22 protein-coding genes and 1 riboswitch are annotated in these 26,701 nt (G+C 66.1%); of the genes, 14 read left to right on the top strand and 8 right to left on the bottom strand.

Annotation, left to right across the window (positions count from 1 at the left end; genetic code table 11):
• Window positions 1-110: 110 nt before the first annotated feature.
• Together HNR60_RS21435 and HNR60_RS21430 are read left to right on the top strand one after the other, a co-directional pair.
• Window positions 111-2,471 carry a xanthine dehydrogenase family protein molybdopterin-binding subunit gene (locus HNR60_RS21435; RefSeq protein ID WP_184261921.1) on the top strand — a complete coding sequence of 787 codons (2,361 nt, stop codon included), beginning with the start codon at window positions 111-113 and terminating at the stop codon, window positions 2,469-2,471.
• Window positions 2,472-2,706: 235 nt separating this feature from the next.
• Window positions 2,707-3,507, top strand: coding sequence for an FAD binding domain-containing protein (locus tag HNR60_RS21430; protein ID WP_184261919.1), 801 nt, complete (start codon window positions 2,707-2,709; stop codon window positions 3,505-3,507).
• Window positions 3,508-3,808: 301 nt separating this feature from the next.
• Here HNR60_RS21430 and uca read toward each other — a convergent pair whose 3' ends face one another.
• The 6 genes from uca to HNR60_RS21400 all read right to left on the bottom strand — a co-directional run bounded on the left by uca (window position 3,809) and on the right by HNR60_RS21400 (window position 11,855).
• Complete coding sequence (gene uca, locus HNR60_RS21425; protein WP_184261917.1) at window positions 3,809-7,360, bottom strand: urea carboxylase; 3,552 nt, start codon at window positions 7,358-7,360, stop codon at window positions 3,809-3,811.
• A 3-nt stretch (window positions 7,361-7,363) separates the two neighbouring features.
• Window positions 7,364-8,002: an urea amidolyase associated protein UAAP2 gene (locus HNR60_RS21420; RefSeq protein ID WP_184261914.1), complete on the bottom strand. Its 639-nt coding sequence runs from the start codon at window positions 8,000-8,002 to the stop codon at window positions 7,364-7,366.
• 5 nt (window positions 8,003-8,007) lie between these two features.
• Window positions 8,008-8,841, bottom strand: a complete 834-nt coding sequence (locus HNR60_RS21415; protein WP_184261912.1) for an urea amidolyase associated protein UAAP1 — start codon at window positions 8,839-8,841, stop codon at window positions 8,008-8,010.
• Between the two features lie 42 nt (window positions 8,842-8,883).
• Window positions 8,884-9,675, bottom strand: coding sequence for an ABC transporter ATP-binding protein (locus HNR60_RS21410; RefSeq protein WP_184261910.1), 792 nt, complete (start codon window positions 9,673-9,675; stop codon window positions 8,884-8,886).
• On the bottom strand, window positions 9,672-10,490 hold the full coding sequence (locus HNR60_RS21405; protein WP_184261908.1) for an ABC transporter permease: 819 nt from the start codon (window positions 10,488-10,490) through the stop codon (window positions 9,672-9,674). Before HNR60_RS21405 ends, HNR60_RS21410 begins: the two co-directional genes overlap by 4 nt.
• Before the next feature lie 309 nt (window positions 10,491-10,799).
• Window positions 10,800-11,855, bottom strand: coding sequence for a putative urea ABC transporter substrate-binding protein (locus tag HNR60_RS21400; RefSeq protein WP_430695020.1), 1,056 nt, complete (start codon window positions 11,853-11,855; stop codon window positions 10,800-10,802).
• A 111-nt stretch (window positions 11,856-11,966) separates the two neighbouring features.
• Window positions 11,967-12,079: riboswitch (guanidine-I (ykkC/yxkD leader) on the bottom strand.
• A 265-nt stretch (window positions 12,080-12,344) separates the two neighbouring features.
• Here HNR60_RS21400 and HNR60_RS21395 point away from each other — a divergent pair.
• The 6 genes from HNR60_RS21395 (at window position 12,345) to HNR60_RS21370 (ending at window position 16,682) form a co-directional block, all read left to right on the top strand.
• Window positions 12,345-12,776 carry a hypothetical protein gene (locus HNR60_RS21395; RefSeq protein ID WP_184261904.1) on the top strand — a complete coding sequence of 144 codons (432 nt, stop codon included), beginning with the start codon at window positions 12,345-12,347 and terminating at the stop codon, window positions 12,774-12,776.
• 165 nt (window positions 12,777-12,941) lie between these two features.
• Window positions 12,942-13,196 (top strand): hypothetical protein, encoded by a 255-nt coding sequence (locus HNR60_RS21390; protein WP_184261902.1) that lies wholly within the window; start codon window positions 12,942-12,944, stop codon window positions 13,194-13,196.
• Window positions 13,197-13,660: 464 nt separating this feature from the next.
• Window positions 13,661-14,302 (top strand): PepSY-associated TM helix domain-containing protein, encoded by a 642-nt coding sequence (locus HNR60_RS21385; protein ID WP_184261900.1) that lies wholly within the window; start codon window positions 13,661-13,663, stop codon window positions 14,300-14,302.
• 9 nt (window positions 14,303-14,311) lie between these two features.
• Window positions 14,312-14,824 carry a DUF2271 domain-containing protein gene (locus tag HNR60_RS21380; protein ID WP_184261898.1) on the top strand — a complete coding sequence of 171 codons (513 nt, stop codon included), beginning with the start codon at window positions 14,312-14,314 and terminating at the stop codon, window positions 14,822-14,824.
• 29 nt (window positions 14,825-14,853) lie between these two features.
• The gene (locus HNR60_RS21375) at window positions 14,854-15,666 is read left to right on the top strand and encodes a DUF4198 domain-containing protein (protein WP_184261896.1); all 813 of its coding nucleotides are present in this window, start codon (window positions 14,854-14,856) and stop codon (window positions 15,664-15,666) included.
• Window positions 15,667-15,683: 17 nt separating this feature from the next.
• Window positions 15,684-16,682: an FAD:protein FMN transferase gene (locus HNR60_RS21370; RefSeq protein WP_184261894.1), complete on the top strand. Its 999-nt coding sequence runs from the start codon at window positions 15,684-15,686 to the stop codon at window positions 16,680-16,682.
• 12 nt (window positions 16,683-16,694) lie between these two features.
• Here the strand turns inward: HNR60_RS21370 and HNR60_RS21365 are convergent, their stop codons facing one another.
• Together HNR60_RS21365 and HNR60_RS21360 are read right to left on the bottom strand one after the other, a co-directional pair.
• On the bottom strand, window positions 16,695-17,381 hold the full coding sequence (locus HNR60_RS21365; RefSeq protein ID WP_184261892.1) for a Fe2+-dependent dioxygenase: 687 nt from the start codon (window positions 17,379-17,381) through the stop codon (window positions 16,695-16,697).
• A 352-nt stretch (window positions 17,382-17,733) separates the two neighbouring features.
• The gene (locus HNR60_RS21360) at window positions 17,734-20,148 is read right to left on the bottom strand and encodes a TonB-dependent receptor (RefSeq protein ID WP_184261890.1); all 2,415 of its coding nucleotides are present in this window, start codon (window positions 20,146-20,148) and stop codon (window positions 17,734-17,736) included.
• Between the two features lie 516 nt (window positions 20,149-20,664).
• Here HNR60_RS21360 and exbB point away from each other — a divergent pair.
• From exbB to HNR60_RS21330, 6 genes are all read left to right on the top strand, one after another.
• Window positions 20,665-21,567 (top strand): tonB-system energizer ExbB, encoded by a 903-nt coding sequence (exbB, locus tag HNR60_RS21355; protein ID WP_184261888.1) that lies wholly within the window; start codon window positions 20,665-20,667, stop codon window positions 21,565-21,567.
• A 15-nt stretch (window positions 21,568-21,582) separates the two neighbouring features.
• On the top strand, window positions 21,583-22,011 hold the full coding sequence (gene exbD, locus HNR60_RS21350; RefSeq protein ID WP_184261886.1) for a TonB system transport protein ExbD: 429 nt from the start codon (window positions 21,583-21,585) through the stop codon (window positions 22,009-22,011).
• A complete protein-coding gene (locus HNR60_RS21345; RefSeq protein ID WP_184261884.1) occupies window positions 22,008-22,805 on the top strand; it encodes an energy transducer TonB in 798 nt (265 codons plus the stop codon). Before exbD ends, HNR60_RS21345 begins: the two co-directional genes overlap by 4 nt.
• Window positions 22,802-25,168, top strand: a complete 2,367-nt coding sequence (locus tag HNR60_RS21340) for a preprotein translocase subunit SecA (RefSeq protein WP_184261882.1) — start codon at window positions 22,802-22,804, stop codon at window positions 25,166-25,168. The genes HNR60_RS21345 and HNR60_RS21340 overlap by 4 nt, the downstream gene beginning before the upstream one ends.
• A gap of 126 nt (window positions 25,169-25,294) precedes the next feature.
• Complete coding sequence (locus tag HNR60_RS21335) at window positions 25,295-26,065, top strand: hypothetical protein (RefSeq protein WP_246433044.1); 771 nt, start codon at window positions 25,295-25,297, stop codon at window positions 26,063-26,065.
• A 95-nt stretch (window positions 26,066-26,160) separates the two neighbouring features.
• Complete coding sequence (locus HNR60_RS21330) at window positions 26,161-26,553, top strand: NifB/NifX family molybdenum-iron cluster-binding protein (protein ID WP_184261880.1); 393 nt, start codon at window positions 26,161-26,163, stop codon at window positions 26,551-26,553.
• Window positions 26,554-26,701 lie beyond the last annotated feature (148 nt).

The raw sequence follows: 26,701 nt of genomic DNA, 5'->3' as shown, positions 1-26,701 counted from the left end.
TCTTCGCGACGATGGTATCGCCGCCGAGACTGCAATCAAGAAACAATCAAGAAAACTGGCTGCGATCCGCGTCGATTGATTCGCGGGGCACACCGACAGGGAGAGACGTCATGGGCGTTGAGGGCATTGGCGCGAGCGTGGTGCGCAAGGAAGACCGCCGCTTCATCACCGGCCGCGGCCGCTATGTCGACGACATCAAGGTGATGGGGATGACCCACGCCTATTTCGTCCGCAGCCCGCACGCCCACGCCAAGATCACCAGCATCGACGTCGAAGCCGCCAAGGCGATGCCCGGCGTGGTCGACGTCTTGACCGGCCAGCAGATCGTCGACGACAAGGTCGGCAATCTGATCTGCGGCTGGGCGGTGCATTCCAAGGACGGCTCGGCGATGAAGATGGGCGCGTGGCCGGCGATGGCGCCGGAGACGGTGCGCTTCGTCGGCCAGGCGGTCGCGGTGGTGATCGCCGAAACCCGCAATCTGGCGCGCGACGCCGCCGAGGCCGTGGAAGTGCACTATGAGGAACTGCCGAGCGCCCACCACATCGCGATGGCAATCGCCCCCGGCGCGCCGCAGCTGCATCCCGAGGCGCCGGGCAACATCGTCTACGACTGGTCGATCGGCGAGGAGAAGGCGGTCGACGAGGCGTTTGCCAAGGCCGCCAATGTGGTGACGTTCGAACTGGTCAACAACCGTCTGGTGCCGAACGCGATGGAGCCGCGCGCGGCACTCGCCGAATACAACGAGGCCGAAGAACACTTCACGCTGCACACCACCTCGCAGAACCCGCATGTCGCCCGCCTGGTGCTGTCGGCGTTCTACAACATCGCGCCGGAGCACAAGCTGCGGGTGGTGGCGCCGGATGTCGGCGGCGGCTTCGGCTCCAAGATCTTCATCTATCCGGAAGAGATGGTGGCTTTGTGGGCGTCGAAGAAAGTCCGCCGCCCGGTGAAATGGACCGGCGACCGCAACGAAGCGTTCCTCACCGACGCCCACGGCCGCGATCACATCTCCAAGGCCGAGATGGCGTTCGACGCCGACAACAAGATCCTCGGGTTGCGGGTCAAGACCCACGCCAATTTCGGCGCCTATATGTCGCTGTTCTCCTCCTCGGTGCCGACCTATCTGTACGCCACGCTGTTGTCCGGCCAGTACAACATCCCGGCGATCTATGCCGAGGTGATCGGGGTCTATACCAACACCACGCCGGTCGACGCCTATCGCGGCGCCGGTCGCCCCGAAGCCTGCTATCTGTTGGAGCGGCTGATGGAGACCGCGGCGCGGCAGCTCAAGGTCGATCCGGCAGAATTGCGCCGCAAGAATTTCATCACCAGCTTCCCGCACCAGACCCCGGTGATCATGGCCTATGACATCGGCGATTTCGGCGCCTCGCTCGACGCCGCGTTGAAGGCGATCGATTATGCCGGTTTCCCGGCGCGGCGCGAAAAGGCAAAGAGCGAAGGCAAGCTGCGCGGGCTCGGCTTCTCCTGCTACATCGAGGCCTGCGGCATCGCGCCGTCGAAGGCGGTGGGCTCGCTCGGCGCCGGCGTGGGCTTATGGGAATCCGCCGAGGTGCGGGTCAATCCGGTCGGCACCATCGAGGTGTTGACCGGCAGTCACAGCCACGGCCAGGGCCACGAGACTACGTTTGCGCAGCTGGTCGCGGGCCGGCTCGGCATTCCGATCAGCCAGGTCTCGATCGTGCACGGCGACACCGACAAGGTGCAGTTCGGCATGGGCACCTACGGCTCGCGCTCCGCCGCGGTCGGCATGTCGGCGATCTTCAAGGCGATGGAGAAGGTCGAGAAGAAGGCCAAGAAGATCGCCGCGCATCAGCTCGAGGCCTCGGAAGACGACATCGTGATCGAGAACGGAGAGTTCAAGGTCACCGGCACCGACAAGTCGATCGCGCTGCCGATGGTGGCGCTGGCCGCCTACACCGCACACAATCTGCCCGACGGCATGGAGCCGGGCCTGAAGGAAGGCGCGTTCTACGATCCGACCAACTTCACCTTCCCGGCCGGCAGCTACATCTGCGAAATCGAGGTCGACAAGGGCACCGGCAAGAGCACCATCATCAAGTTCGTCGCGGTCGACGATTTCGGCCGCTTGATCAATCCGATGATCGTCGACGGCCAGGTTCACGGCGGGCTGGCGCAGGGCATCGGCCAGGCGATCCTCGAGCAGGCGATCTATGACGACACCGGCCAATTGGTCACCGCGTCGTTCATGGACTACGCGATGCCGCGCGCCGACGACGTGCCGAGCTTCGAGATCTCGCACACCACGACGCTCTGCCCGGGCAATCCGCTCGGCGTCAAAGGCTGCGGCGAGGCCGGCGCGATCGGCGCCTCGGCGGCGGTGATCAACGCCATCACCGACGCGATCGGCAACAACAAGCTCGACATGCCGGCGACGCCGGACCGGGTCTGGCACGCCATGCAGGCGCCGCTGCAGCAGGCGGCGGAGTAACTATGGCGGGGACGACGCATCAAGCGAGGCGCGTGGTCACGGTGTCGCCGATGAGCGCCGCGCCCCGGACGCAGCGCAGCGCGCCGCTGTTGCGGCGTGGTGCGCTGCAGAGCCGGGGCCGTTACGAAACGCGGCATCTGGGACGGTCCCGGGTCGGCGGCGCCGCGCCAAGAGCGCTGCAGCTTGCCCGGGACACCATGGCCCCAAATTCATTTCTTCTCTGAGGGAGATCGCAATGTATTCCACCACCTATCACCGCCCGGCCACGGTCGACGAAGCGGTGGCGCTGTTCGCCAAGGGCTCTGACGCCAAATATCTCGCCGGCGGCCACACGCTACTGCCGGTGATGAAGCAGCGGCTCGCCGCACCCTCGGACGTCATCGACATCGCGCGGATTCCGACGCTGATCGGCATCGAGGCGTCCAGCGAGACGCTGACTATCAAGGCCGCCACCACCTATTTCGACATCCTCAGCAGCGCCGACGTTAAACGCACGATCCCGGCGATCGCGCATCTCACCTCGGTGCTCGGCGATCCGGCGGTGCGCTATCGCGGCACCATCGGCGGCTCGGTCGCCACCAACGATCCGACCGCGGACTATCCGGCCGCGGTGCTGGCGCTGAACGCCACGGTGAAGACCAACAGGCGCGAGATTCCTGCCGACGCGTTCTTCCAGGGGCTGTTCACCACCGCGCTGGAGAACGACGAGATCATCACCGCGATCGCGTTCCCGATCCCCGAGAAGGCCGGCTACGCCAAGATGCGCAACCCCGCCTCGCGCTTCGCGCTGACCGCGGTGTTCGTCGCCAAGCTGAAGTCCGGCGAAATCCGCGTCACCGCCACCGGCGCCTCGCAGGACGGCGTGATGCGGGTGCCGGTGATCGAACAGGCGCTGGCGGCGAACTGGTCGGCTGCGGCGCTCGAAGGCATCACGATCTCCGAGGAAGGGCTGATGGCCGACATCCACGGCACCTCGGACTATCGCGCCAACCTGATCAAGGTGATGGCGCAACGCGCGGTGGCCGCGGCGGGGTGAGGCGCGGCACTCGCGGCGCTGCGATTTGGGACAATTAGGCTCCATGGGCTGTCCTCCATTGGGCTGTCGTCGACGGTGCTGTCTCCCATGGCGCGAAGTGCTTCGCCAAAGAAAGCCGTCATTCCGGGGCACGAGGGCGCAAGCCCGAGCGAACCCGGAATCCAGTATTCCAGGGCGGTGAGTACTGGATTCCGGGTTCACTCGCGGCTCACGCCGCTCATGCCCCGGAATGACAGCCTCCTCCTTGTGAAGCGCTGCCGAACAACTCGCGACAGCGGGACGGCGTTGTGAGAGCCGCCTCTCACCCCACCGCAATCACCGCCACCACATCTCCGGCGCGCAGCGTCTGCCCCGGTTTGATGCGGATCGAGGCCAGCCGTCCGGCGACCGGCGCCGGCACGCTGATCTCCATCTTCATCGATTCGATGATCGCCAGCGTGTCACCGGCTGCGACCGTCTCGCCTTCGTCGACCAAAATCTTCCAGACATTGCCCGGCACTTCGGAGAACACCCCGGTCTGCCCATCAGGGATGTCGTCAGGCGCGGCCTCTGCACCGGCCGACTCATCATCCTGCACCGCGTCGAGCCGCAATTCCTTCCAGCGCTGCCGCTCGGCCTCGAACGCCGCCTGCTGGCGCTGTTTGAACGCCGCGATGCTGTCGTGGTCGCGCGAAAGCCCCTGCGCATAGTCCGCATAGGAAAACACCGTGTCCTCGATGCGCAGCGGATATTGGCCGTGCGGAAACGCCTCGCGCGCCTCCAGCAGTTCCTCGGCACTGACCGGAAAGAATTTGATCTGATCGAAGAACCGCAGCAGCCACGGGTGCCCGGGCGTGAATTCCGGCGTGGTGCGCCAGGAATTCCACATCTGGATGGTGCGGCCGAACAGCTGATAGCCGCCCGGCCCTTCCATGCCGTAGATGCACATATAGGCGCCGCCGATGCCGACGGCGTTTTCCGGCGTCCAGGTCCGCGCCGGGTTGTACTTCGTCGTCACCAGCCGATGCCGCGGATCGACCGGGGTCGCCACCGGCGCGCCGAGATAGACGTCGCCGAGGCCGAGCACCAGATAGCTCGCGTCGAACACGATGCGCCGCACCGCGGCCTCATCCTCGAGCCCGTTGATGCGGCGGATGAACTCGATGTTGGACGGACACCACGGCGCATCCGGCCGCACCAGCTCTTGATACTTGCGCATCGCCAGCACTGCCTGCGGATCGTTCCACGACAGCGGCAGATGCACGATGCGGCTCGGCACGCGCATGGCGTCGACCGCGGGCAGTTCGCGCTCGATCGCGGCCAGCGCGTCGAGCAGCTTGCGGCGCGACAGCGTGGCGCTGTCGTAGTGAATCTGCAGCGAGCGAATGCCCGGCGTCAGATCGATCAGCCCCGGCAATTGCGCCGCGGCGACCGCGTCGGCCAACAGCTGCACCCGCAACCGCAGCGCGATGTCCAATTCCATCGGGCCGTATTCGACCAACAGATTGTCGTCACCGGCGCGGCGATACACCACCGCGATCGGCCCATCGTCGCGCCGCGCCACGATCGCGGAGCCGAGATCGCGCGGCGCGGCGACCACCGTCGGCCCCGCGATCGGATCATCGTCGCGCTTCTGCGGCACGAAGCGAACCATGTCGCCGGGCTTCAGCTGGCCGGTCTTCCAGAGTTCGTCGCGCGCCACCACCGCCGGGCAGACGAAGCCGCCGAGACTTGGACCATCGGGCCCGAGGATGATCGGCATGTCGCCGGTGAAATCCAGCGAGCCGACCGCATAGGCGTTGTCGTGGATGTTGGAGGGATGCAAGCCCGCCTCGCCGCCATCGGCGCGCGCCCATTGCGGCTTCGGCCCGATCAGCCGGACGCCGGTGCGCGCCGAATTGAAATGCACCTCGTAGTAGCTCGAGAACAACGTCGCGATGTCGTCGTCGCGGAAGAAATCCGGCGCGCCGTGCGGGCCGTAGATCACGCCGATCTGCCAAGCGCGGGTCAGCGGCGGGATTTCGTCGGCCGTCGCCGCGCGCGGCGCCGGAAGTGTCTCGCTCGGCGCAGCGATATGCAGCACGTCGCCGGCCTTCAGTGCGCCGGTGGCGTGGCCGCCGAATGCGCCGAGCAAAAACACCGCGCGTGAGCCAAACATCTGCGGCGCGTCGAAGCCGCCGCGCACCGCCAGATAGCAGCGCTGGCCGGCGCCCTCGATTTTGCCGATCGCCAGCGTTTGCCCGGCTTTCACTGCGACCGGCGCGTGATGCGCGATCTCCAGGCCATCGAGCTTGGCGATCATATGCGCGCCGGCAAGTCCAATCACCGCGTCGGTGTTGAAACGCAGCGTCGGGCCGTTGACGGTGAGTTCGAGCGCGGCGGTGACGTCGGGATTGCCGACAATGATATTAGCAAGCCGGAATGAGCGATCGTCCATCGGCCCCGACGGCGGCACGCCGACGTGCCACAGATGCAGCCGCCCCGGCAATTCCTGCAGGCCGGACTGCGCGCCGGGCGCCAGCACGTCGATGGTTCTGGGTGAGAACGCAAAGCTCGCCAACACATTGGTGGCGACGCGGCCGGAGCGAAACAGCTCGGAGCCGGCGATGGCGCGCAGATAATCCAGATTGGTCTCGATGCCGGCGACGCGCGACTCCGCCAGCGCGTCGCATAGTTGATTGATCGCCTGATCGCGGCTGTCGGCGTGCACGATCAGTTTGGCCAGCATCGGATCGTAGAACGGCGTCACCTCGACGCCGGTCTCGATCCAGCCGTCGACCCGCACGCTATCGGGAAATTCCACATGCGTCAGCCGGCCGGCGCTGGGGCGAAACCCGGCATTGGGATTTTCCGCATAGAGCCGCACCTCGATCGCCGCACCCTGCGGCGGCCTCGGCGTGTAGCTCGCAAGCGGGCTGTCGCCGGCGGCCTGCCGCACCATCCACTCCACCAGATCGACGCCGAACACCGCTTCGGTGACCGGATGCTCGACCTGCAGCCGGGTGTTGACTTCGAGAAAGTAGAAATCTTTTCGCGCCACGTCGTAGATGAACTCCACGGTGCCGGCGGAAAGATAGGCGACGCTCTCGCCCAGCGCCACCGCGGCGCGATGCAGCCGCGCCCGCAAGTCGTCGCTGAGCCCCGGCGCCGGGGTTTCCTCGATTACTTTCTGGTTGCGCCGCTGCAGCGAGCAATCGCGTTCGCCGAGCGCGATCACTTTGCCTGCGCCGTCGCCGAAGATCTGCACCTCGATGTGGCGCGCCTCAGCGACGAAGCGCTCCAGATAAACCCGGGCGTCGCCGAAGCTCGCCTTGGCGGTGCGCTGCACGGCGGCAAAGCGCTCGCGCAGCGTGTCGGCGTCGTGGCAAAGCTGCATGCCGATGCCGCCACCGCCGGCGGTGCTTTTCAGCATCAGCGGAAAGCCGATGCGCTCGGCTTCGTGCATCGCCTCGTCGATGGTCTCAAGTAATCCGGAGCCGGGCAGCAGCGGCACGTTGCTTTGCTGCGCCAACTCGCGGGCCTTGTGTTTCAAGCCGAAGGCGTCGAGGTGTTCGGGCCTTGGCCCGATGAAGACGATGCCGTGCTCCGCGAGGCGTTCGGCAAAGCCGCGGTTTTCGGAAAGAAAACCATAGCCGGGATGCACCGCCTGCGCGCCCGTCTCACGGCACGCTTTGATGATCGCATCGATGTTGAGATAGCTTTCCGCCGCAGGCGCAGGGCCAACCCGCATCGCCTCATCGGCGTCGAGCACCGCGCGGGTGAAGCGGTCGGCGTCGGAATAGACGGCGACCGAGGCGATGCCCATGCGGCGCAACGTTTTGCCGATCCGCGAGGCGATTTCGCCGCGGTTGGCAATCAGGACCTTGTCGAACATGCGTCAGCCCTCTCCCGCCTCGTAAATCACCACTTCGATCGGCGTCGGGAAGAAGCCGTTGCAGGGGTTGTTGATCTGCGGGCAGTTGGAGATCAGGCACAGCACGTCGATCTCCGCGACCATCTCGACATAGTCGCCGGGCTTGGAGACGCCGTCGACCACGGTGAAATTGCCTGAGGGATCGATCGGCACGTTCATGAAGAAGTTCAGGTTCGGCACGATGTCGCGCTTGGTGAGGCCGTATTTGCCGGCCTCGATCAGAAAATTCTCGCGGCAGGCGTGCAGATACTTGGTCCCGTGGCCGAACCGCACGGTGTTGCTCTCGCAGGAGCAGGCGCCGGCGGAGGTGTCGTGCAGGCCGCAACTATCGGCGGTGACGCGCAGCATCACCCGGCCTTCGCTCGACATCAGTGCGGTGCCGGTCGAGACATAGGCGGAGCCCTGCGCGCGCAGCGTATCCTGGCCGCTATAGCGCTCCTGGTAATCATCGGCAGCGTAGAACAGCGTGTCGACGGCCTGCTGGCCGTGGCTGTCGATGATGCGCAGCCGCTGGCCCTTGCGGATGATCGCCGACCACGGCACCCGCGCGGCAATGGCGGTCTGGAGCACGATCTTCGCGGAAGCGGGAATCGAATCGGTCATGACATTCACCCCGCCACGTTGGAGTTGAGCCAGGTGGCGTTGTTCTCAAACGCGCGCTTGGCTTCAAGGCTGGCGCTGCGACACAGATCGTCGGCTGCAATGAGCGGCGCCTGGTAGCGGATGAGTTCGACGTCGCCGGGCGCGTAAGCGGGTGACGGATCGAGCGGATGCGGACAGTTCGACAGCGCCAGCAGCAGATCCATCTCGGCACGCAGATCGACGAAGTCGCCGGCGGTGCGGCGTTCGCCGTGCCATTCGAAGCGGCCGTCGGCATCGACGCTGACCGGGGCGAACCACGCCACGCAAGGGTGCACGTCGCGGCGCGACAGCCCGAGCTTGCCGGCGGCGAGCAGGAAATTGTCGCGGCTGTTGCGGAAGCCGTCGCCATAGCGCGCGGCATTGGTGGCGGCATTGGAGCAGCCGGCCAGCGTATCATGCGCGCCGCTGCTGTCTTCAATGATGCTGAGCAGCGCGCGGCCCATGTCGGAGAGGATCACCCGGCCTTTGCGCAACGACGACGCCCATTGCACCTTGATGGTGTCGGCGTGGTTCAGCCGCTCGCTTGTATCAGCTGCGTTCCAGGCCAGCAGGCTGACGCAGGAACGGCCGGTCGAGTTGACGATGCGCAGCGCCTCGCCGCGGTTGAGCTTGGTGACGAAGTACCAGCCGCCCGGCACGGTCTCGTGGTGGATGATGGAAGCCGGCGCAATCGGCGCGCCGTCGCGCGGCGTCGGCGGCGGCAGCGCCTTCGGCGCCTGCTGCTGGCCGAGTGCCTTGTGTTGGTCGTAGCGCTGCCGATTGGCGGCGACGTCGGCCTGTTGCTCCGCGGTGAGGATCATGGATTGCCCTTTCTGAAAGACAATGCGCCGGGCCGTCCCGGCTCATGCTCCTTGTTCGGCCGGGTCGTCCCGGCCGGAGCGAATGGGGGCGACCGCGCGCAGCTGCGCGGTACGCCGCGGATAGATTTCGAGATCGCGCGAGATCGTGGCGCCGTAGCGCTCGCGCTCCTCCGGGCGATCGCGGTTGCGCTCAAAAGCGATGACGCGGGTGGCGAGCCGAAACGCTTCGCTGAGATCGTGGGTCACCATCACCACGGTGAGTTCGGTCTCGTTCCACAGCCGCTTCATCAACACGTGGATGTCGGCGCGGATGCCGGGATCGAGCGCGCCGAACGGCTCGTCGAGCAGCAGAATTTTCGGCCCGCGCATCACCGCCTGCGCCAGCGCCAGGCGCTGCTGCATGCCGCCGGACAGCGCGGAGGGATATTTGTCCTCATGGCCCTTGAGGCCGACTTCGGCGAGCAGTGCCATCGCCTCGTCGGTGGCCGCCTTCTTGGCGGCGCCGAACAGCCGGCCCAAGAATTTCGAATGTTGCAATTCCCGGCCGAGCAGCACGTTCTGCAACACGGTGAGATGCGGAAACACCGAATAGCGTTGAAACACCACGCCGCGGTCGGCGTCGGGTTCCGGCTGCAACGGCACCCCGTCGATCAGGATCTGGCCGCGGGTCGGGCGCTCCTCGCCGAGCAGCATGCGCAGAAACGTGGTCTTGCCGCAGCCGCTCGGCCCCACCAATGCGAGGAAGGCGCGCGGCGCCACCTCGAGCGTGATGCGCTCCAGCACGATGTGGTCGCCGTATTCCTTCCAGACGTCGTCGAAGCGGATCGCGCTCATTCCGCCCTCACCGACGCGAACCAGGGGAACGCCTTGCGCTGCAGCAGCCGCAGCGCGAAATCCATCAGGAAGGCCAACAGCGTGATCCAGATCACGTAGGGAATGATGATGTCCATCGCCAGATAGCGCCGCACCAGGAAGATCCGATAGCCGAGCCCGGAATCCGAGGCGATCGCTTCGGCGGCAATCAGGAACAGCCAGGCCGGGCCGAGTTGCAGCCGCAGCGAATCGATCAGCCGCGGCAGGATCTGCGGCAGCACCACGCGCAACGCGATCTGCCAGCTCGAGGCGCCGAGCGTCTGCGCCTTGATCAATTGCTCGCGCGGCAGCTCCAGCACGCGCATCGACAGATCGCGGATCATTCCCGGTAGCGTGCCGATCACGATCAGCGCGATCTTGGAATTTTCGCCGAGCCCCATCACGATGAACAGGATCGGCAATAGCGCCAACGGCGGCACCATCGAGGTGACCGAAACGAACGAGCCGAGCATCGCGTTCGCCGCTGGCAACAGCCCGATGACGATGCCGAACACCAGCGCGGCCGCAGTGGAGATCGCCAGCGCCGACAGCAGCCGACCGAGGCTCGCGATTGTATCCGAGAGCATCAGATAGCTGCCGGTGCGGGCGTCGAGCTGGAACGCCATCTGCTTCACCGCCTGCGCCATCGTCGACAGCGCAGGCAGCAATTTGTCGTTGGGGTTTTCCGCGAGCCGGGCCTCGGAGCCCAGCACATAGCCGATCGCCACCAGCACGAACGGCAGCGCGGCCATGTAGATGGCCAGTTGCCGACTGGGTCTGAGGTTGATCAGGCGCATGGGTTTCAGCTTCGGAAAAGAGAAACGTTGATTGTGCTATTCGATTCAACGAAACGAATATTTGTTTCAGACGGATGATGGGAAGCGACCTCGCTCCGACCGCAGCGCGCTCCCTCGCCCCGCTCTTGCGGGGAGAGGGTTGGGGTGAGGGGCTGCGGCCGCCCCGCGCGCACCGCAGCTTGCGACAAGCGCCGTGCCAGGCCCCTCACCCGCCCGGCTTCGCTTACGCTTCGCCGGTCGACCTCTCCCCGCGCAGAGCGGGGAGAGGTTGCGCCGTGCCGGAGATTGGCCGTTGCCGTTCGCATCGGCTTACAGCTTGCCCTTGGCGGCGAGGTCCATGTAGCTGGCGTCGAAGCGCAGCTTCACATTGGCCTTGTCGCCGAGCACGGTCTTGTCGCCGAGCTCGATGCCGACCGCGTCGGCCGACTTCGCACCCTTGCCGAGCAGTTCCTTCTCGAACAGGAACTTGCGCACCCGGTCCATGGTCTTGCCGACGGTGGCGCTCTTGGTGAAGGCTTCGGCGTCGGCCGGCTTGTCGAACAGCTTGGTCGAGGCGAGCTGGCTGTCGAAGCCGGCGAGATCGGTGCCGGAGGCTTTCGCCATCGCTTCCTTGGCCGCCTTGCCGTCGGCGCCGCCCGCCTGCATCTTGGCGATGGTCTCGTACCAGATCCCGACCAGCGCCTTGGCGAAGTCCGGATTGTCCTTCACCACTTGGGTGTTGGCGACCATCAGGTCCATGATCTCGCCGGGAATTTGCGAGGAATCGAACACCTTCTTGGCGTCGGGCGCGGTGAGGATTTCGGCGACGATCGGATTCCAGGTCACCACCGCGGTGACCTCGGGGGTCTTGTAGGCGGCGGCGAGATCGGCGTCGGAGGTGTTGACGACCTTGATGTCCTTCTCGGCGAGCTTCTTGGTCTCAAGCGCGCGCGCCAAGAGATAATGCGACACCGAGAACTCGACCAGGTTGACCTTCTGGCCCTTGATCGCGGCGAGATCCGATTTGCCCTTCAGGATCACCGCGTCGTTGCCATTGGAGAAGTCGCCCATCACCACGGCAGTAGTGTCGACGCCGCCGGCGGCGGGGATCGACAGCGCGTCCATGTTGGTGATGGTCACCGCGTCATAGGAGCCGGCGGTGTATTGGTTGATCGATTCGACGTAGTCGTTGAACTGCTTGACCTCGATGGTGATGCCGTATTTGTCGGCCCATTTCTTGACGATGCCGGTGTCGGCGGCATAGCCCCACGGCATCCAGCCGACATAGATCGACCAGGCGACCTTGAAGTCCTTCTTCGGCGCGGCGTCGGCACTCGACACGGCGACACCGAGCATCACGGCGGCCAGCGCCAGATTGCGCAGCATCGACCTGGTTCGGAGAATGGAGCGGAGTCTGTTCATTGCGATCCCTCTTGTAAAAAATACAAAAAGGGAATGGCGATAGACCATCGCTTCGCCAATCCCTTGGCCAACGAGGTCTCCCGGGCTTTTGTCCCGCCGTGTCCTGCGAGGATGTCTCCCCCGCAAGCGGCCGCTCTCGGACCAGCACCCTGCACAATGGCAAGGCCGGAACCCTAGCAACCAACTCCGCCTGCATAATGCAGGAGCCGTGCCATGGTGGCAACCATTGAAATGAAACCGATTTCCCCGCCCCGCCGCGCGGCTCCCGCGAATCGCGTCGGCAGTCCCGAGGCATCTGCTCAACATTTGCGCAGGCGCCAGTGCTATATTAACAGACGGATGCTGTTGTTGTGGCGCGGCGCGGCAAGGGGTCATAAAACGGCTTCACCCCGGCTGACCTATGATCACCCGCTGCGGCCGCGTGACGATAATCGTTTGAACAAACGGACCCCCATGGCCAAGACCAACGCCAGTATCGCCAAGAAGGCGCGCGCCAAAGCCGAGGCGGATTTCGCCACCTGGCTGATGATGGCGAAGCTCGGCAGCTTCGAGGATCTGCCGGCCAACGCCCAGGAATTCCTCTCCCGCTATCGCGCGCGGTTCGGCGAGATGAGCGAAGCCAAGTCGAAGACCGTCGCGGTCAGCGAGATCTATCTGACGTATTATAAAGAGATGGGCGGCACCGGCACCGCGCCCGAGCCGGAGCCGCGCCCGCTGTCGAAGTCGCCGACCGACGACAACGTCGTCAAATTTCAAAAGCCGCGCAAACCGGACAAGCCCGCCAAACCCGCGGGGCCGGCTGCGGCCAAGCGGCCGATCCCCGCGCTGCTGATCTTCGCCGGCATGGTGGCGCTGATCGCCGCCTACAAATTTCTCGCCGGATAACCGCTCGCGTCGACGCTGTTGCGAGAGCTTCGCATAGTTGCTGCGGCGTCGCGTCTCATGCTTCGTGGCCTTGGGATTGCGCGGATGCCTTGCACGGATCGGTCGGCACATCTAATTTGCCGCGCACATTCCTCTCGTCCGCTACGATCCGCGAAAGCTTTGGCAATGACCGACCAGAAGCTCGAATTCATCGACGGCCAGCTCAAGGCGCTGTTCAACATCGTCGTGCAGCTCATCAACACCCACCCCGACCCGGCCGCGCTGAAGAGCGATTCGGTCGAGGAGGAGGTCGACGAGGCCACGCTGGTCGACGGCCAGCTTCCCGCCGAAGCCTTCCTCGACGGCATGAACGACATCAATCAGAAATTGATGCTGGCGATCGAGGCCGCGATCGCCCGCCGGGGTGCGGGCAGCAAGTAACAGGGCGGCTGGTCGGGAGAACGCCGCGAGGCAGCCTCGTTATCGGCTCTCGACAGCCGAAGCGATCGACGAACAAGCATCACTCCGTAAGCCGCGATTATCAATCAACGCGAGCTAACGGCACCGCTTCACCTCTCCCCGCTTGCGGGGAGAGGTGAACCCGGCGAAGCGTCAGCGAAGCCGGGTCGGGTGAGGGGGCGCCTCGGCATAACGTGGCGCCCCCTCACCCGACTCGAACGCGCTACGCGCATTCGAGCCACCCTCTCCCCGCAAGCGGGGCGAGGGAAAACACGCCGTGTCCCGCCTCCGCCTGGCGAAGTTTAGAGCGAACCTAAATTGCAGCTGTAGCAAAACCCCGGGCGATGCGGTTACAACACCGCAGCGGCCGCTGACTACCGCTCGGATGTTTCCATCTGTGACAATGGCCATGTGCGGAAGCTTGTTTGGACATCACGGATCGGTCGATGAGCGACGGGCGACGCATTGCGGATCACAAGAAGCGCCGCGCGTTCTTGCTCAAGCAGCTCTATCAATGGCACTGGATCAGTTCGGGGCTGTGCCTGATCGGCATGCTGCTGTTCGCCTTGACCGGCATCACACTGAACCACGCCGGCCAGATCGAATCCAAACCCAGCGTGGTGATGCGCGACGGCCAATTGCCGCAGCCCTTGCTCGAAAGTTTGAAGTCGCAACCAGCGGTGGCGAAAGCGCCGCTGCCGTCGGAGATCGACGCCTGGTTGCGGCGTGAGATGGGCGTCAGCGTCGCCGCGCGCGACACCGAATGGTCGGCGAAGGACGTCTACGTGGCGCTGCCGCGGCCCGGCGGCGACGCCTGGCTCAGCATCGAGCGCGACAGCGGCGCGGTGTCTTATGAAATCACCGATCGCGGCTGGATTGCCTATCTCAACGACCTGCACAAGGGGCGCCACACCGGCGCGTCGTGGAGCTGGTTCCTCGACCTGTTCGCCGCCGCAGCGATGATCTTCTGCATCACCGGGCTCTTGCTGCTGCAACTGCACGCCGGCAAACGCCCGGCGACCTGGCCGGTGGTCGGGCTCGGCTTCGTGATTCCGCTGTTCGTCGTCGTCCTGTTCATTCACCGCTGAGGTTCTTTGATGCGTTTCCTGATCACCGCCGCGCTGACCACCCTGGCCGCCGGCAGCGCGCTCGCCGGCGAAGCCAGTATCAGCATCGAGATCCCGCGGCTCAGCGTCAGCGAGTATCACAAGCCTTACGTCGCATTCTGGGTCGAGAACGCCGACGGCAGCAAGGCGACCACGCTGGCGGTGTGGTACGACGCCAAGCAGAAAGACCACGAGGGCAACAAATATCTGAAGGACATCCGGCAATGGTGGCGCCGCGTCGGCCGCGAATTGACGCTGCCGGCCGACGGACTGTCGAGCCCGACGCGCGGCCCCGGCACCCACCAGATCGTGTTTGACGCCAGCGCCAAGCCGCTCGGCGAGCTGCCGCCCGGCAGCTATCAGCTAGTGGTCGAGGCGGCGCGCGAAGTCGGCGGCCGCGAAGTGCTGCGGGTGCCGTTCCAATGGCCGCCGCAGGCGCCGACGACCGCGGATGCCAAGGGCGCCGACGAAATCTCCGCGCTGACGCTGAAGCTCACGCCGTAATCACGTCGAGACCGAAAGGATTTTTCGCAATGACCAAGTTCATCAAACTGGCGCTGCTCGCTTCCGCCGCCTTATCGATGCTGTCGGCAAGCGCCGAGGCGCATCGCACCTGGCTGTTGCCATCGGCCACGGTGCTGTCCGGCAAGGACGCCTGGGTCACGGTGGACGCCGCGATTTCCAACGACCTGTTCTACTTCGAGCATCATCCGCTGGCGCTCGACAATCTCGCGGTGCTGGCGCCGGACGGCAAGACCGTCACGCCGGAAAATATCGCCAAAGGCAAGTTCCGCAGCTCGTTCGACCTCAAGCTGGAGCAGCCCGGCACCTACAAGATCAGCGTGCTGAACCAGGGCGTGTTCGCCAACTACAAGCTCAATGGCGAGACCAAGCGCTGGCGCGGCAAGCCGGAGCAGATCGATAGCGAAATTCCCGCCGCCGCGACGGATGTGAAGATTTCCGAGATGCAGGGCCGCGTCGAGGCCTTCGTCACCTCGGGCAAGCCGAGCGAGGAGACGCTGAAGCCCTCCGGCGTCGGCCTGGAATTAGTCCCGGTGACGCATCCGAACAATCTGGTCGCAGGCGAAAAGGCGACGTTCCGGCTGGTGCTCGACGGCCAGCCGGCCGCCGGCGTCGCGGTGGCGGTGGTGCCGGGCGGGATTCGTTATCGCGACAAGCTCAACGAAAGCAAAGTGACCACCGACGAATCCGGCTCGTTCAGCGTCACCTGGCCCGGGCCCGGGATGTACTGGATCAACGCCTCGGTGCAGGACGACAAGAGCAAGATCAAGAACGCCACCCGCCGCGCCGGCTACGCCGCGACGCTGGAAGTGCTGCCGCAATAGCGCAAGCAGCGCCGAACATGCAGCCTCGCGTCGCCATCCCGCTGACGCTGTCCGCGCCGCGCCGCACGCCCGGCCGCGGGCCATTGCTGCGGCTCGGCGGCACCACCATGGGCACCACATGGTCGGTGCAATGCATCGCCGCGGCGGGCTTGGAGCAGCCCCTGCATCGCGCGATCGCGGCCGAACTCGATCGCGTGGTCGCACAGATGAGCCCGTGGGAGCCGCGCTCCGATATCAGCCGATTCAACTGTGGGGCGATCGGCGAATGGCAGACGCTGCCGGCGGAGTTCGCCAAGGTGATCGACTGCGCGCTGCGTGTCGCGCAAGAGACCGACGGCGCCTACGATCCGTGCATGGGCGCGCTGGTCGATCTGTGGGGCTTTGGCCCCAGCGCGCGGCGTATGTCGCCGCCGGCACGAGAGGCGATTGAACAGGCTCTTGATCACAGCGGCTGGCGGCATCTCGCATTCGATCCTCAGCAAGCGCGGCTGCGCCGCACCGCTGCCGCGCAGCTCGACCTCTGCGGCATCGCCAAAGGCTTTGCGGTCGATCAGGTGATGGCCGCGCTGCGCCGCCACGGCGTCGATCACGCGCTGGTCGAGATCGGCGGCGAATTGGCCGGCTGCGGCGTCAAGCCGGACCGTACGCCATGGTGGGTGGCGATCGACCGCCCCGCCGGCGAACGCATCGCCACCGCGCCGCTGCTGGTGGCGCTGCACGGGCTCGCGATCGCGACCTCGGGCTGCGAGCGCGGCTTCGCCGATGCCGGCCGCGTCTATTCGCACACCATCGATCCCGCCACCGGCGCGCCGATCGACAACGCCATGGTCAGCGCATCCGTGCTGCACTTAAGCTGCATAAAGGCCGACGCCTATGCCACCGCGCTGATGGTGCTCGGTCCCGAGGCGGGACTTGCATTCGCCGCGCGGCACAATCTCGCGGCTGCGCTGCTGTTCAAATCAGGCGGCTCGCTTGCCGAAAAGCTTTCGCCGGCGCTCCAGGCGATGCTGGACTAAGTGTCGTGCGCCTCACACCTCGGCCCATTGCCGCAGCAGGTTGTGATACAGCGAAGTCAGCGACACCACCGAGGGATGCTCGGGGTGATCGCCGTTCAGCCTAATAATCGACATATCAAGATCGAACATCATCGCGCGGCGCGTCACGTCGCCGATCATGCTCTGGGTCCAGAAGAACGACGCGATCCGCGAGCCGCGCGTCACCTTGGTGACGTGGTGCAGGCTGGTGCCGGGATAGACCACCATGTCGCCGGCCGGCAGCTTCACCGCGTGGCTGCCATAGGTGTCCTCGACTACCAGTTCGCCGCCGTCATATTCGTCGGGCGACGACAGGAACAGCGTCGACGACACGTCGGTGCGGACGCGGATCGCGGTGCCGGGGATGGTGCGGACCGCGTTGTCGACATGCGCGCCGAAATTCATCTCGCCGTCGGCGTCGTAGCGGTTGAACAGCGGCGGAAAGATCGTCTTCGGCAGCACCGCCGACATGAACAACGGATGCCGCGACAACGCGCGCAACACCAATTCGGAAAGCTCGCGGGCCTCCGGCGTGTGCTCCGGCAGTTGCAGGTTGCGCTTGACCTGCGCCGACTGATGGCCCGCGGTGATGCGGCCGTCGACCCAATCGGCGCGCGCCATCACCGCGCGGCAATGCTGTACTTCGTCCTGCGACAGCACCTCGGGAATATGAACCAGCACGCGCCCCTCCTTCAAACTCAACCAGACCCGTGCCCCGGACGCAGCGCATCGCGCCGCGTTTGCGGCGTGGTGCGCTGCAGATCCGGGGCCTTTACGGCCGCAGCCTTCGTAACGGTCCCGGGTCTGCGGAGCAGCGCCAAGGCGCTGCACCGCGCCCGGGACACATGCATCCGCGCAATTCGAACGGCGCCCGTGCACAAACTCCGGCCCCGCCACAAGCACACCTCATGGTGAGGAGCGCGCCGCTTCGGCGCGCGTCTCGCACCATGGGCCACATCCCTCATCCTTCGAGACGCCCGGCTTCGCGCTACGCGCTTCGCCGGGCTCCTCAGGATGACGGCTTCTCAGAACGCTAGAACGACGCCCGCGCCGAGACCGAGACGTAGCGCCCTGCGCCCGGCACCGCGTAGCCTGCACCGGCCGCCGAGTCGTAGTAGTACTCGTTGGTCAGGTTGTAGATATTGAGCTGCAGCGTCAGGTTGCGATCGACCTTGTAGGAGGCCATCGCGTCGAACCGCCAGTAGTCCGGGATGCGGGCGTCGTTGGCGACGCTGGAGAACCGCGAGTCGACGTAGAACGCGCCGCCGCCGATCGTCCATTGCGAGTCGAGCTCGTAGGTGGTGAACACCGAGAACGAGTTCTTCGGCGTCATCGCGAGTTCGTGCCCGACATTGCTCAGCGTCACCGAATCCAGCAGCCGCGACTTCAGATAGGCATAGCCGCCCGACACGCTCCAGGCATCGGTCAACTTGCCGGTGGCGCCGATCTCGAAACCCTCGACTTGCGAGGTGCCGATCGCGACGTAATTCGGCGCCGCGTTGGTGCCCTGGTTCTCGATGTCGTTCTTCTTCTTGATGCGGAACACCGCGGCGTTGACGTTGAGCTTGTTGTTCAACAGATCGGCCTTGGCGCCGATCTCGTCGACCGAGGACTCCACCGGATCGAGCGTCTGCTGGCCGTTGGTGATGGTGGTGAATTCCGCCGGCGGATTGGCCGAGGTGCCGCGCATGTAATAGACGCTGGAGTTCGCCGTCGGATGCAGCACCACGCCGGCGCGGTAGCTCAGGAAGTCGGTGTTGGAATTCAGGCTGAGCAGGCCGGATTGCGCGCCGGTGGCGCGGGTGATGGTGTAGGTGTTCGAGGTCGCGTCGAACACGTCGTAGCGCACGCCGCCGAGCAGCTCCAGCCACTCGGTGACCTTCATCTGATCCTGCGCGTAGAAGCCGCGCGCATTGGCCTTCGACACCGTGGCCGCGGTGGTCGGGTTCAGCACGCCGGTCACATAGGGATTCGGATTGGCGACGTTGATGCGGTAGCTGTCGGCGAAGGTGGTGCGGAACTGGTCGCGGTTTTCCTTGCTGAATTCCATGCCGACCAGCACGTTATGGTGCAGCCAGCCGGTGGCGAACTGCGCATTGACGTCGCTGACGTTGCTGATCAGCTCGTTGTTGGTCTGGTTCTGGAAGTGGTTGGTGTTGGCGATCCAGATGTTGTTCAGCGCGGTCGCGGTGGTCAGCGGATTGCCCGCGGTCGCAAGCCGGGTGCCGCCGACCGGCGCGCTCCACAGATTGGAGGTCGCGGTGCCGAGCCCGGAGAGCTGCACCGGGCGGGTGCGGTTGAAGCGCTCGACGTTGGAATAGCCGGTGAGGTTGGTGAATTTCAGCCCCGGCGCGAATTCGTGCTCGAACTTGTTAGTGATGCTGTGCGCCTCGGTGCGCTCGACGTCGTCCTGGCCCGGCGTCAGCACGCCGTAGTAAGTGTTGCGCGGCACCGGCGCGGGCTGCCGATAGCTGGTGCCGAAATATGAGCCCGGCAACATCGGAATGCCGCGGTCGGCGATGTTGTCGTCGTTCTGATAGACGTAACTCAGCGTGTCCTTGGTGTTGTCGGTGATCTGCCAGGCCACCGAGGGCGCAAAGCCGTAGCGCTTGGTGTGCACGTTGTCGCGGTCGGCGACGTCGGTGTCGTAGCCGAGCATCGACAGTCGCGCGGTGACGTCGCCGTAGGTCTTGTTGAAGTCGGTCATCACCCGGCCGCCCGCGGCACTATTGCCGGTCGCCTCGACGACGTAGAAGTCGCGGTTCTGCGGGGTCTTCGAGACGATGTTGATGACGCCTCCGGTGGAGCCGCGGCCGAACAGGAACGACGACGGCCCCTTGTAGACCTCGACGCGATCGAAGCTGAAGGCGTCGCGGGTGTACCAGCCGGGGTCGCGAATGCCGTCGCGATAGAAGTCGTTGCGCGCGGTGTAGCCGCGGATGGTGACGTTGTCGCCCTGCACGCCGCCTTCGCCGGCGGTGAAGGTGATGCCGGGCACGTTGCGCAGCGCGTCTTGCACCGACGTCGTGCGCTGATCCTGCATCAACTGCTGCGACACCACGTTGACGGTCTGCGGCGTGTTGAGCAGCGGCGCCGGCATCCGCGAGATCCCGGCCTGCGCCGGCGTGCGATAGCCGGCGACGCCGGCGCCATCGCCGACCACCGGGTTGACCACCGCGTCGTTCGGCGCGGTCGCCACCGCGGGTGCGGTGCGGGCCGGCGCGCGGCGCGTCGCCTGGCGCTTGGCTTGCTGGCGCTTCGGCGCGGTGACGCGCACCTGGGGAAGATCGTCGCCGTTCGACACCGGCTGGGCATCTGCGGAGTCCGGCATCAGCATCACCGACGCGATGCCGATCGTGGTCTTGCTCCAGGCCAGCTTGGAAGGACCGCGCGACAACACGCCACTAAATGTTCTGACACCCGCCTGCCCCAGCGATACGATGCTCATCAACCCGAACCCCCACTCGTGATTATTCGCCCCGGGCTTGCTAACGACACGCGGTCGAAGCGGCGCCCGATTTTCTCTTAGCTTTGCGACTACGTCGCTGCAATGGATCAAACCGCGTGAACATGCCGCTTTATAGATGTTCTAGTTTGGCAGCGTTCGCCGGGCGTATTCGCTGCTAAGCGTCGAATGAAAGCGAAGCAACCCAAGGGCTGCACGCGGAGTCCGGGATTGCTTGATCGCAAAGCGCTCCTCGCAATGACGAACTCATAAGCCTGATCTCGTCGATGGCCTGGCGAGGGGACAATGCGCGGGCCGCAAGACAATGTCTGGAATACGACCGCGGTCGCCGCGCAACCTAGAAAGATTCCAAATCGGGTCTTTTAGCGATTCTAAAAGTCAGTCGCGGCTTGTTTCTTTCAATCGCGAAGCGGTAGCGATAGACCATCGAAGGCAAAGCTGGTGCCATTGGCGCGGCCTGACGCGGACGTCGCGCGACACAACAAGAAGAAATCATCCATGATACTGCGTTCACTGCACGGATGCGTGGCCCGGTCGAGCGATCGCGCCGGTTTGTCCCTGGTCGCGCTGCTGCTGGCGGCGACGCTCACTCTGATGCCGAGCCTTGCAATGGCGCAGGCGGCGGCCGCGCCACCGACTACGGTCTCCGAACCCGCGGCGATGCCGCCCGCCACCGAACTCGCATCGGCATCTGATGTTTCGCCGGTGCTGCCGCATGAATTGACGCCGATCGGCATGTTCATGGCCGCGGATTCCATCGTCAAAGCGGTGATGATCGGCCTGGCGCTGGCCTCGGTGCTGACCTGGTCGGTGTGGCTGACCAAGACCATCGAACTCGCCACCGCGCGTCGCCGGCTATCGCGCGACCTGCGCATTGTCGAGGCCTCCAACACGCTGCGCGAAGCCTGCGCCAAGCTGCAGGACGCCGACAGCGACATCGCGGTGCTGGCGCGCGCCGCGGCCGGCGAGTTGCAGCGCTCGCAAGACACCACCAATCACGACGGCATCAAGGAGCGCGTCGGCTCGCTGTTCACCCGCATCGAGGCCGCCGCGGTGCGGCGGATGACGCGCGGCACCGGCATCCTGGCGACGATCGGCTCGATCGGCCCGTTCGTCGGTCTGTTCGGCACCGTGTGGGGCATCATGAATGCCTTCATCGGCATTTCGAAATCGCAGACCACCAACTTGGCCGTGGTGGCGCCGGGCATCGCCGAGGCGCTGCTCGCCACCGCGCTGGGCCTCGTCGCCGCGATCCCCGCGGTGGTGATCTACAACATGTTCGCGCGCTCCATCATGGGCTATCGCGGCCTGTTGAATGACGGCTCCGCCGAACTGATGCGCATGGTCAGCCGCGATCTCGATCGCGTCTCCTACATGCCGCGCCGCCACGCCGCCGAATAGACCGGAGAAACGCCCGTGGCCGGACAGCTCCAGACCGCATCCGCCGACGACGAGATGCAGCAGCTCAGCGAGATCAACGTCACGCCGTTCATCGACGTGATCCTGGTGCTGCTGATCATCTTCATGATCGCGGCCCCGCTCGCCACCGTCGACGTCGCGGTCGATCTGCCGGCCTCGACGATGAAGCGGCAGCCGCGGCCGGACAAGCCGATCTTCGTCACCATGAAGGCGGATCACTCCTTGGCGATCGGCGAGAATCCGCTGTCGCGCGACAGCCTGGCGGGCTCGCTCGATCAGGTGACGTCGTCGGACCGCACCAAGCGGCTGTTCGTGCGCGCCGACAAGACCATCCCCTATGGCGACGTGATGACGCTGATGAACGATCTGCGCAGCGCCGGCTATCTGAAGATCGCGCTGGTCGGGCTTGAGAGTTCGACGCCATGAGTCTCGCCTCCTATCGCGGCGTCAACCGCAAGGACTTTGCGCGCTGGGGCCTGTGCTTCGTGGTGACGCTGAGCCTGCACGGCGCGGTGGCTGCAGCATTGCTGACCAAGCCGCAGGACGAAGGCGACACGCTCGATACGGTCACCGCGATCGACGTCGACTTCACCACCGAATCCTTCCAGGACGCGCAGGCGCGCGACGTCGCGCCCGGCGAGGAGCAGATGCAGACCGACGCCGCGCCGCCGCCGATGGAGAAGGCGGAGCTCAAGGCCGAGGAGAAGGCCGAGCCGGTGAAGGATCCGCAGCCGACGCCGGACGAGCCGGTGGCGACGCCGCCGTTGCCGGCGATGGCGGAGCCCGACGTCGCGCTCGACACCGCGGCGCCGCCCGAGCAGAAGAAAGAAGAAGAGAAGAAGGACGACGCCGAGAAGACGCCGAACGCGGCACCGCCGGTGGTCGCGGCCTCCGCCACCACCGCGCCGACGGCGTCGGCGGCACGCACTGCGATGCTGGTGAGCTGGAAGCGGAAACTGGCGCTGCATCTGCAGCGTAACAAGCGCTATCCGGCGGAGGCCCAGGCGCGGCGCGAGAGCGGCGTCGCCAAGGTGGCGTTCGTGGTCGACCGCCAGGGCCATGTGACGTCGAGTTCGATCGTCAAGGGCAGCGGCTCCGAGGCGCTCGACCGCGAGACGCTGGCGCTGCTGCAACGCGCGCAGCCGTTGCCGGTGCCGCCCGCCGAGGTCGGCGGCACGCAATTCGCGTTCTCGGTGCCGATCCTGTTCCAATTGAAATGATATTGCGGCTGGCCCGCGCGGCGTTCGGCTCGCGCGCCGAGCGCAGGCTGGCGCGTTATCGCGCGATCGCCGAACAGATCATCTCGGCGGCGCCGGACGACGCGACGCTCTCCGACGCGGCGTTGCCCGACCGCGTGCGAGAGCTGCGCGCCCAGGCGGCGGCAGGGACATCGCTCGACGACCTCACGCTGCCGATGTTCGCGCTGGTGCGCGAGGCAGCGCGGCGCACGCTGGCGCAGCAGCACGTGCCGGAGCAGCTGATCGGCGGTCTGGCGCTGCGCGACGGCGCCATTGCCGAGATGCAGACCGGCGAAGGCAAGACGCTCGCCGCGACCTTGGTGTGCGCGCTGCAGGCGTTGGCCGGCCGCGGCGTCCACGTCGCGGTGCCGAACGATTATCTCGCCGCGCGCGACGCCGGCTGGATGCGCCCGGTTTACGAGATGCTCGGCCTCAGCGTCGGGCTGATCACCCAGGAGATGGACGACGACACCCGCCGCGCCGCTTACGGCTGCGACATCACCTACGGCATGGCCAGCGAGTTCGGGCTGGACTATCTGCGCGACAATCTGAAATTTTCAGCGGCCGAAACCGTGCAGCGCGGCCACGCGTTCGCGCTGGTCGACGAGGCCGACGCGGTGTTGATCGACGACGCCGGCGTGCCGCTGTCGCTGTACGGCCCGCTCGGCGATCAATCGGAGTATTATCGGCTGATCGACCGCATCATCGCCGCATTACAGCCCGTGCATTATCAGCTCGATACGCGCCGCCGCGTCGCGCTGAGCGACGCCGGCTACGATGCGGTGGACCGCGCGCTGCGCCAGGCGGGATTGCTGAAGGCAAGCTCGCTGCATGAGATCGAGTCCATCTCGCTGCTGCATCACGTGGTGCAGGCGCTGCGCGCCCATGTGCTGCTCACGCGCGACCGCGATTACATCGTGCAGGGCGACGAGGTGGTGATCGTCGATCACGGCAGCGGGAGGATGCTGCCGGGGCGGCGCTACGACGAGGGGCTGCATCAGGCGCTGGAGGCCAAGGAAGGCTGCCCGATCGGCGAAGAGACCCGCACCGTCGCCTCGATGACGTTCCAGACCTTCTTCCGCCGCTACGACAAACTCGCCGGCATGACCGGCACCGCGCAGGCCGACGCCGAGGAATATCGCGCGATCTACGGCCTCGAGGTGATCGCGATCCCGACCCACCGGCCGATGATCCGGCGCGATGAAGCGCTGCTGCATCGGACGGAGGCCGACAAGCTGCGCGCAATTCTCGCCTCGGTGGAAGATGCCCACGGCCGCGGCCAGCCGGTGTTGATAGGCACGCCCTCGATCGAGCACTGCGACGCGGTGGCGGCGTATCTTGCCGCGCATGGCTGGAGCGAAGGCGACGGCGCGAAAAGCTTCACCGTGCTGCACGCCCGCCACGCCGCCGAGGAGGCGCGGATCATCGCCAGGGCCGGGCGTCCCGGCGCGGTGACCATCGCCACCGCGATGGCCGGGCGCGGCACCGACATCCGGCTCGGCGGCGTGCCGCACGACGAGACGCTGCGCGCCCAGGCGCTCGCCGCCGGCGGGCTGCTGGTGATCGGCGCCGAGCCTCACCCGCATCGCCGCCGCGACGCGCAGTTGCGCGGCCGCGCCGGCCGCCAGGGCGATCCGGGGCGGAGCATCTTTCACGCCGCGCTGGACGACGAGTTGCTGCGCGCGCCGCAAGCGGAGCCCCAGCTCGATCCCGCGCAGGCCCAGCGTCTGGTGATCGCCGTGCAAGCCCGCGAGGAGGCGCGCAGCTTCGATCAGCGGCTGGCGCTGCTGCGCTTCGACGAGGTGATCACCAAGCAGCGCGAGACGCTTTACGCGCAGCGCCGCGCGATCCGCGACGATCCGGCGCCGCTTGTGCTGGTCGCGCAATTCCGCGACGACACTATCGACGATCTGATGGCGCGCTTCGCCCCGCCCTCGGCGAAATGGGACGTGGAAAACCTCGACGCCGCGGTGCGCGCGATCCTGACGCTGGCGGTGCCGATCGCCGAGCCGCCGAGCGCCCGCGCCGCGGCGGCCCGCGCCTTGCGCGCCACGCTGAACGCCACAGCCGCGCAGTGGATGCAGTGCAAGATCGACGCGCTGGGTGAAGCCGCGATCGGCGAGATCCTGCGCCGGGTGATGCTGGCGCTGCTCGATCAATTATGGGCCGAGCAATCCGAGCGGCTCGAGCATCTGAAGCGGCGGATCGGCGACCGCCGGTTGCCGCCGCACAAGGTCATCGCCGAATTCCAGATCGAGGCCTTCGCGCTGTTCGAATTGCTCGCCCGCGAAGTCCGCCACGAGGTCACCGCGCATGCGATGCGGCTCGGCGCCGAGCGCAGCTAGCGACGTCATCGAACGGTGCTGCGCCGGCTGTATCCTCGGCCCGAGTTGCGGCAGCCCGCCCCGGCGCGGGAACCAAACGTTTCCGTGCCGCTTATTTTCGAGTTCCCTCACCCTGCGAGCGTTCCGATGACCAGCCTTCCGCACGACAACGACAAGCTGCCGCGGCCCAACGCCGAGCTGGTGCCGGATCCCACCCCGTTACCGCGAAACGACGCCCCGCTGACGCCCGATCCCGCCGAGCTGCCGCCCGGCGCCGAGTTCGCGCCGGAGCCGTTGGCGTCGCCCGACCCGTTGGCGTCGCCCCAACCCACGCCGGCGCCGGAGATCGCCGCGCCGCTGAGCTGGCGATCCGCAGTGCTCGGCTTCGTGCTGCAGGAGTGGCAATACCTCTTGATGCTGGTGCTGGTGCTGTTCGGCGTCGCCTATACCGGGCTGTCCGACGCGCCGATCCGCGGCTACTGGATGCTGCTGACGCCGCTGATCGGGGCGATCTGCATCGCCGCCGGTTGGGGCGACGCCACCAGCCGGCACGACCGGGTGCGGCTGATCTGGACCCAGGCGCTGCATTGGGTCGCGGTGCTGCTGGCGATGGAATTGGTCTATGTCTCCGACGTCACCCGGATCATGACCGCGGAGGCCAGCGCGCTGTCGGTGTTGACGGTGTTGGCGCTCGGCACTTTTACCGCCGGCGTCCATCTCAAGGCCTGGAAGATCGGCCTGGTCGGCGTGCTGCTGGCGCTGGCGGTGCCTGGCATCGCCTACCTGGAGCGATCGGCGATGTTCGTGCTGCTGATCGTGCTGGTCGCCGCCGCCGTGGTGGCGCCGATATGGTGGACGGTGTCGCGGTGGAATCCGTCCCGCCGCGCGCCGCTGACTTCCGACGCCGAGCCGCTGTAACGACTGCGCCTTTTGACGACCTGCGCGGCGCGGCTTGACCGCCACGCCGCCTGATGTGCTATGCGAGCCAGTCTGTTTCGTTCGAAAGACTGGACATGAAGATCGCCGTTCCCACCAAAGACTGGGCCACCGTCAGCGGCCATGCCGGGCAGTCGACCTGCTGGCTGGTCTATGATCTCGCCGACCACCAGGCCGGCGAGAAGCTGCCGGCGCCCACCCGCGTCGAACTGACCAAAGAGCAGCTGCCGCATTATTTCAAGGACGACGGCCCGCATCCGCTCGACGGCGTCGAGATCATGCTGGCAGGCAGCGCCGGCGACGGCTTCATCCGCCACATGAAGAAGCGCGGCGCCGACGTGCTGCTGACCGGCGAGACCGATCCCGTGACCGCGATCAACCGGCTGATCGCCGGCGAGGCGCTGCCCGAGCAGCGCTTCGACATCACCACCACGCTGTGCCGCCTGCGCGACCTGTTCTCGCGGCATTGAACGAGGGCGTCGTCCGTGCGGAGCGGCCGTGCCCAATGTTCCACCTGTCATTCGTCGTCCGTGAAGAAGGCCAATCAAGCGACCTGACGGCTCGTTGATGGCGGCGGTTTGGTTCGCATGATGGCGGCCAACCAGGCGCGCAAAAGGC

The organism is Rhodopseudomonas rhenobacensis (genome assembly GCF_014203125.1).
GTDB classification, from domain to species: domain Bacteria; phylum Pseudomonadota; class Alphaproteobacteria; order Rhizobiales; family Xanthobacteraceae; genus Rhodopseudomonas_A; species Rhodopseudomonas_A rhenobacensis.
Note: the sequence above shows the minus strand (reverse complement) of the source record. Positions and strands in the feature narration are given on the sequence as shown.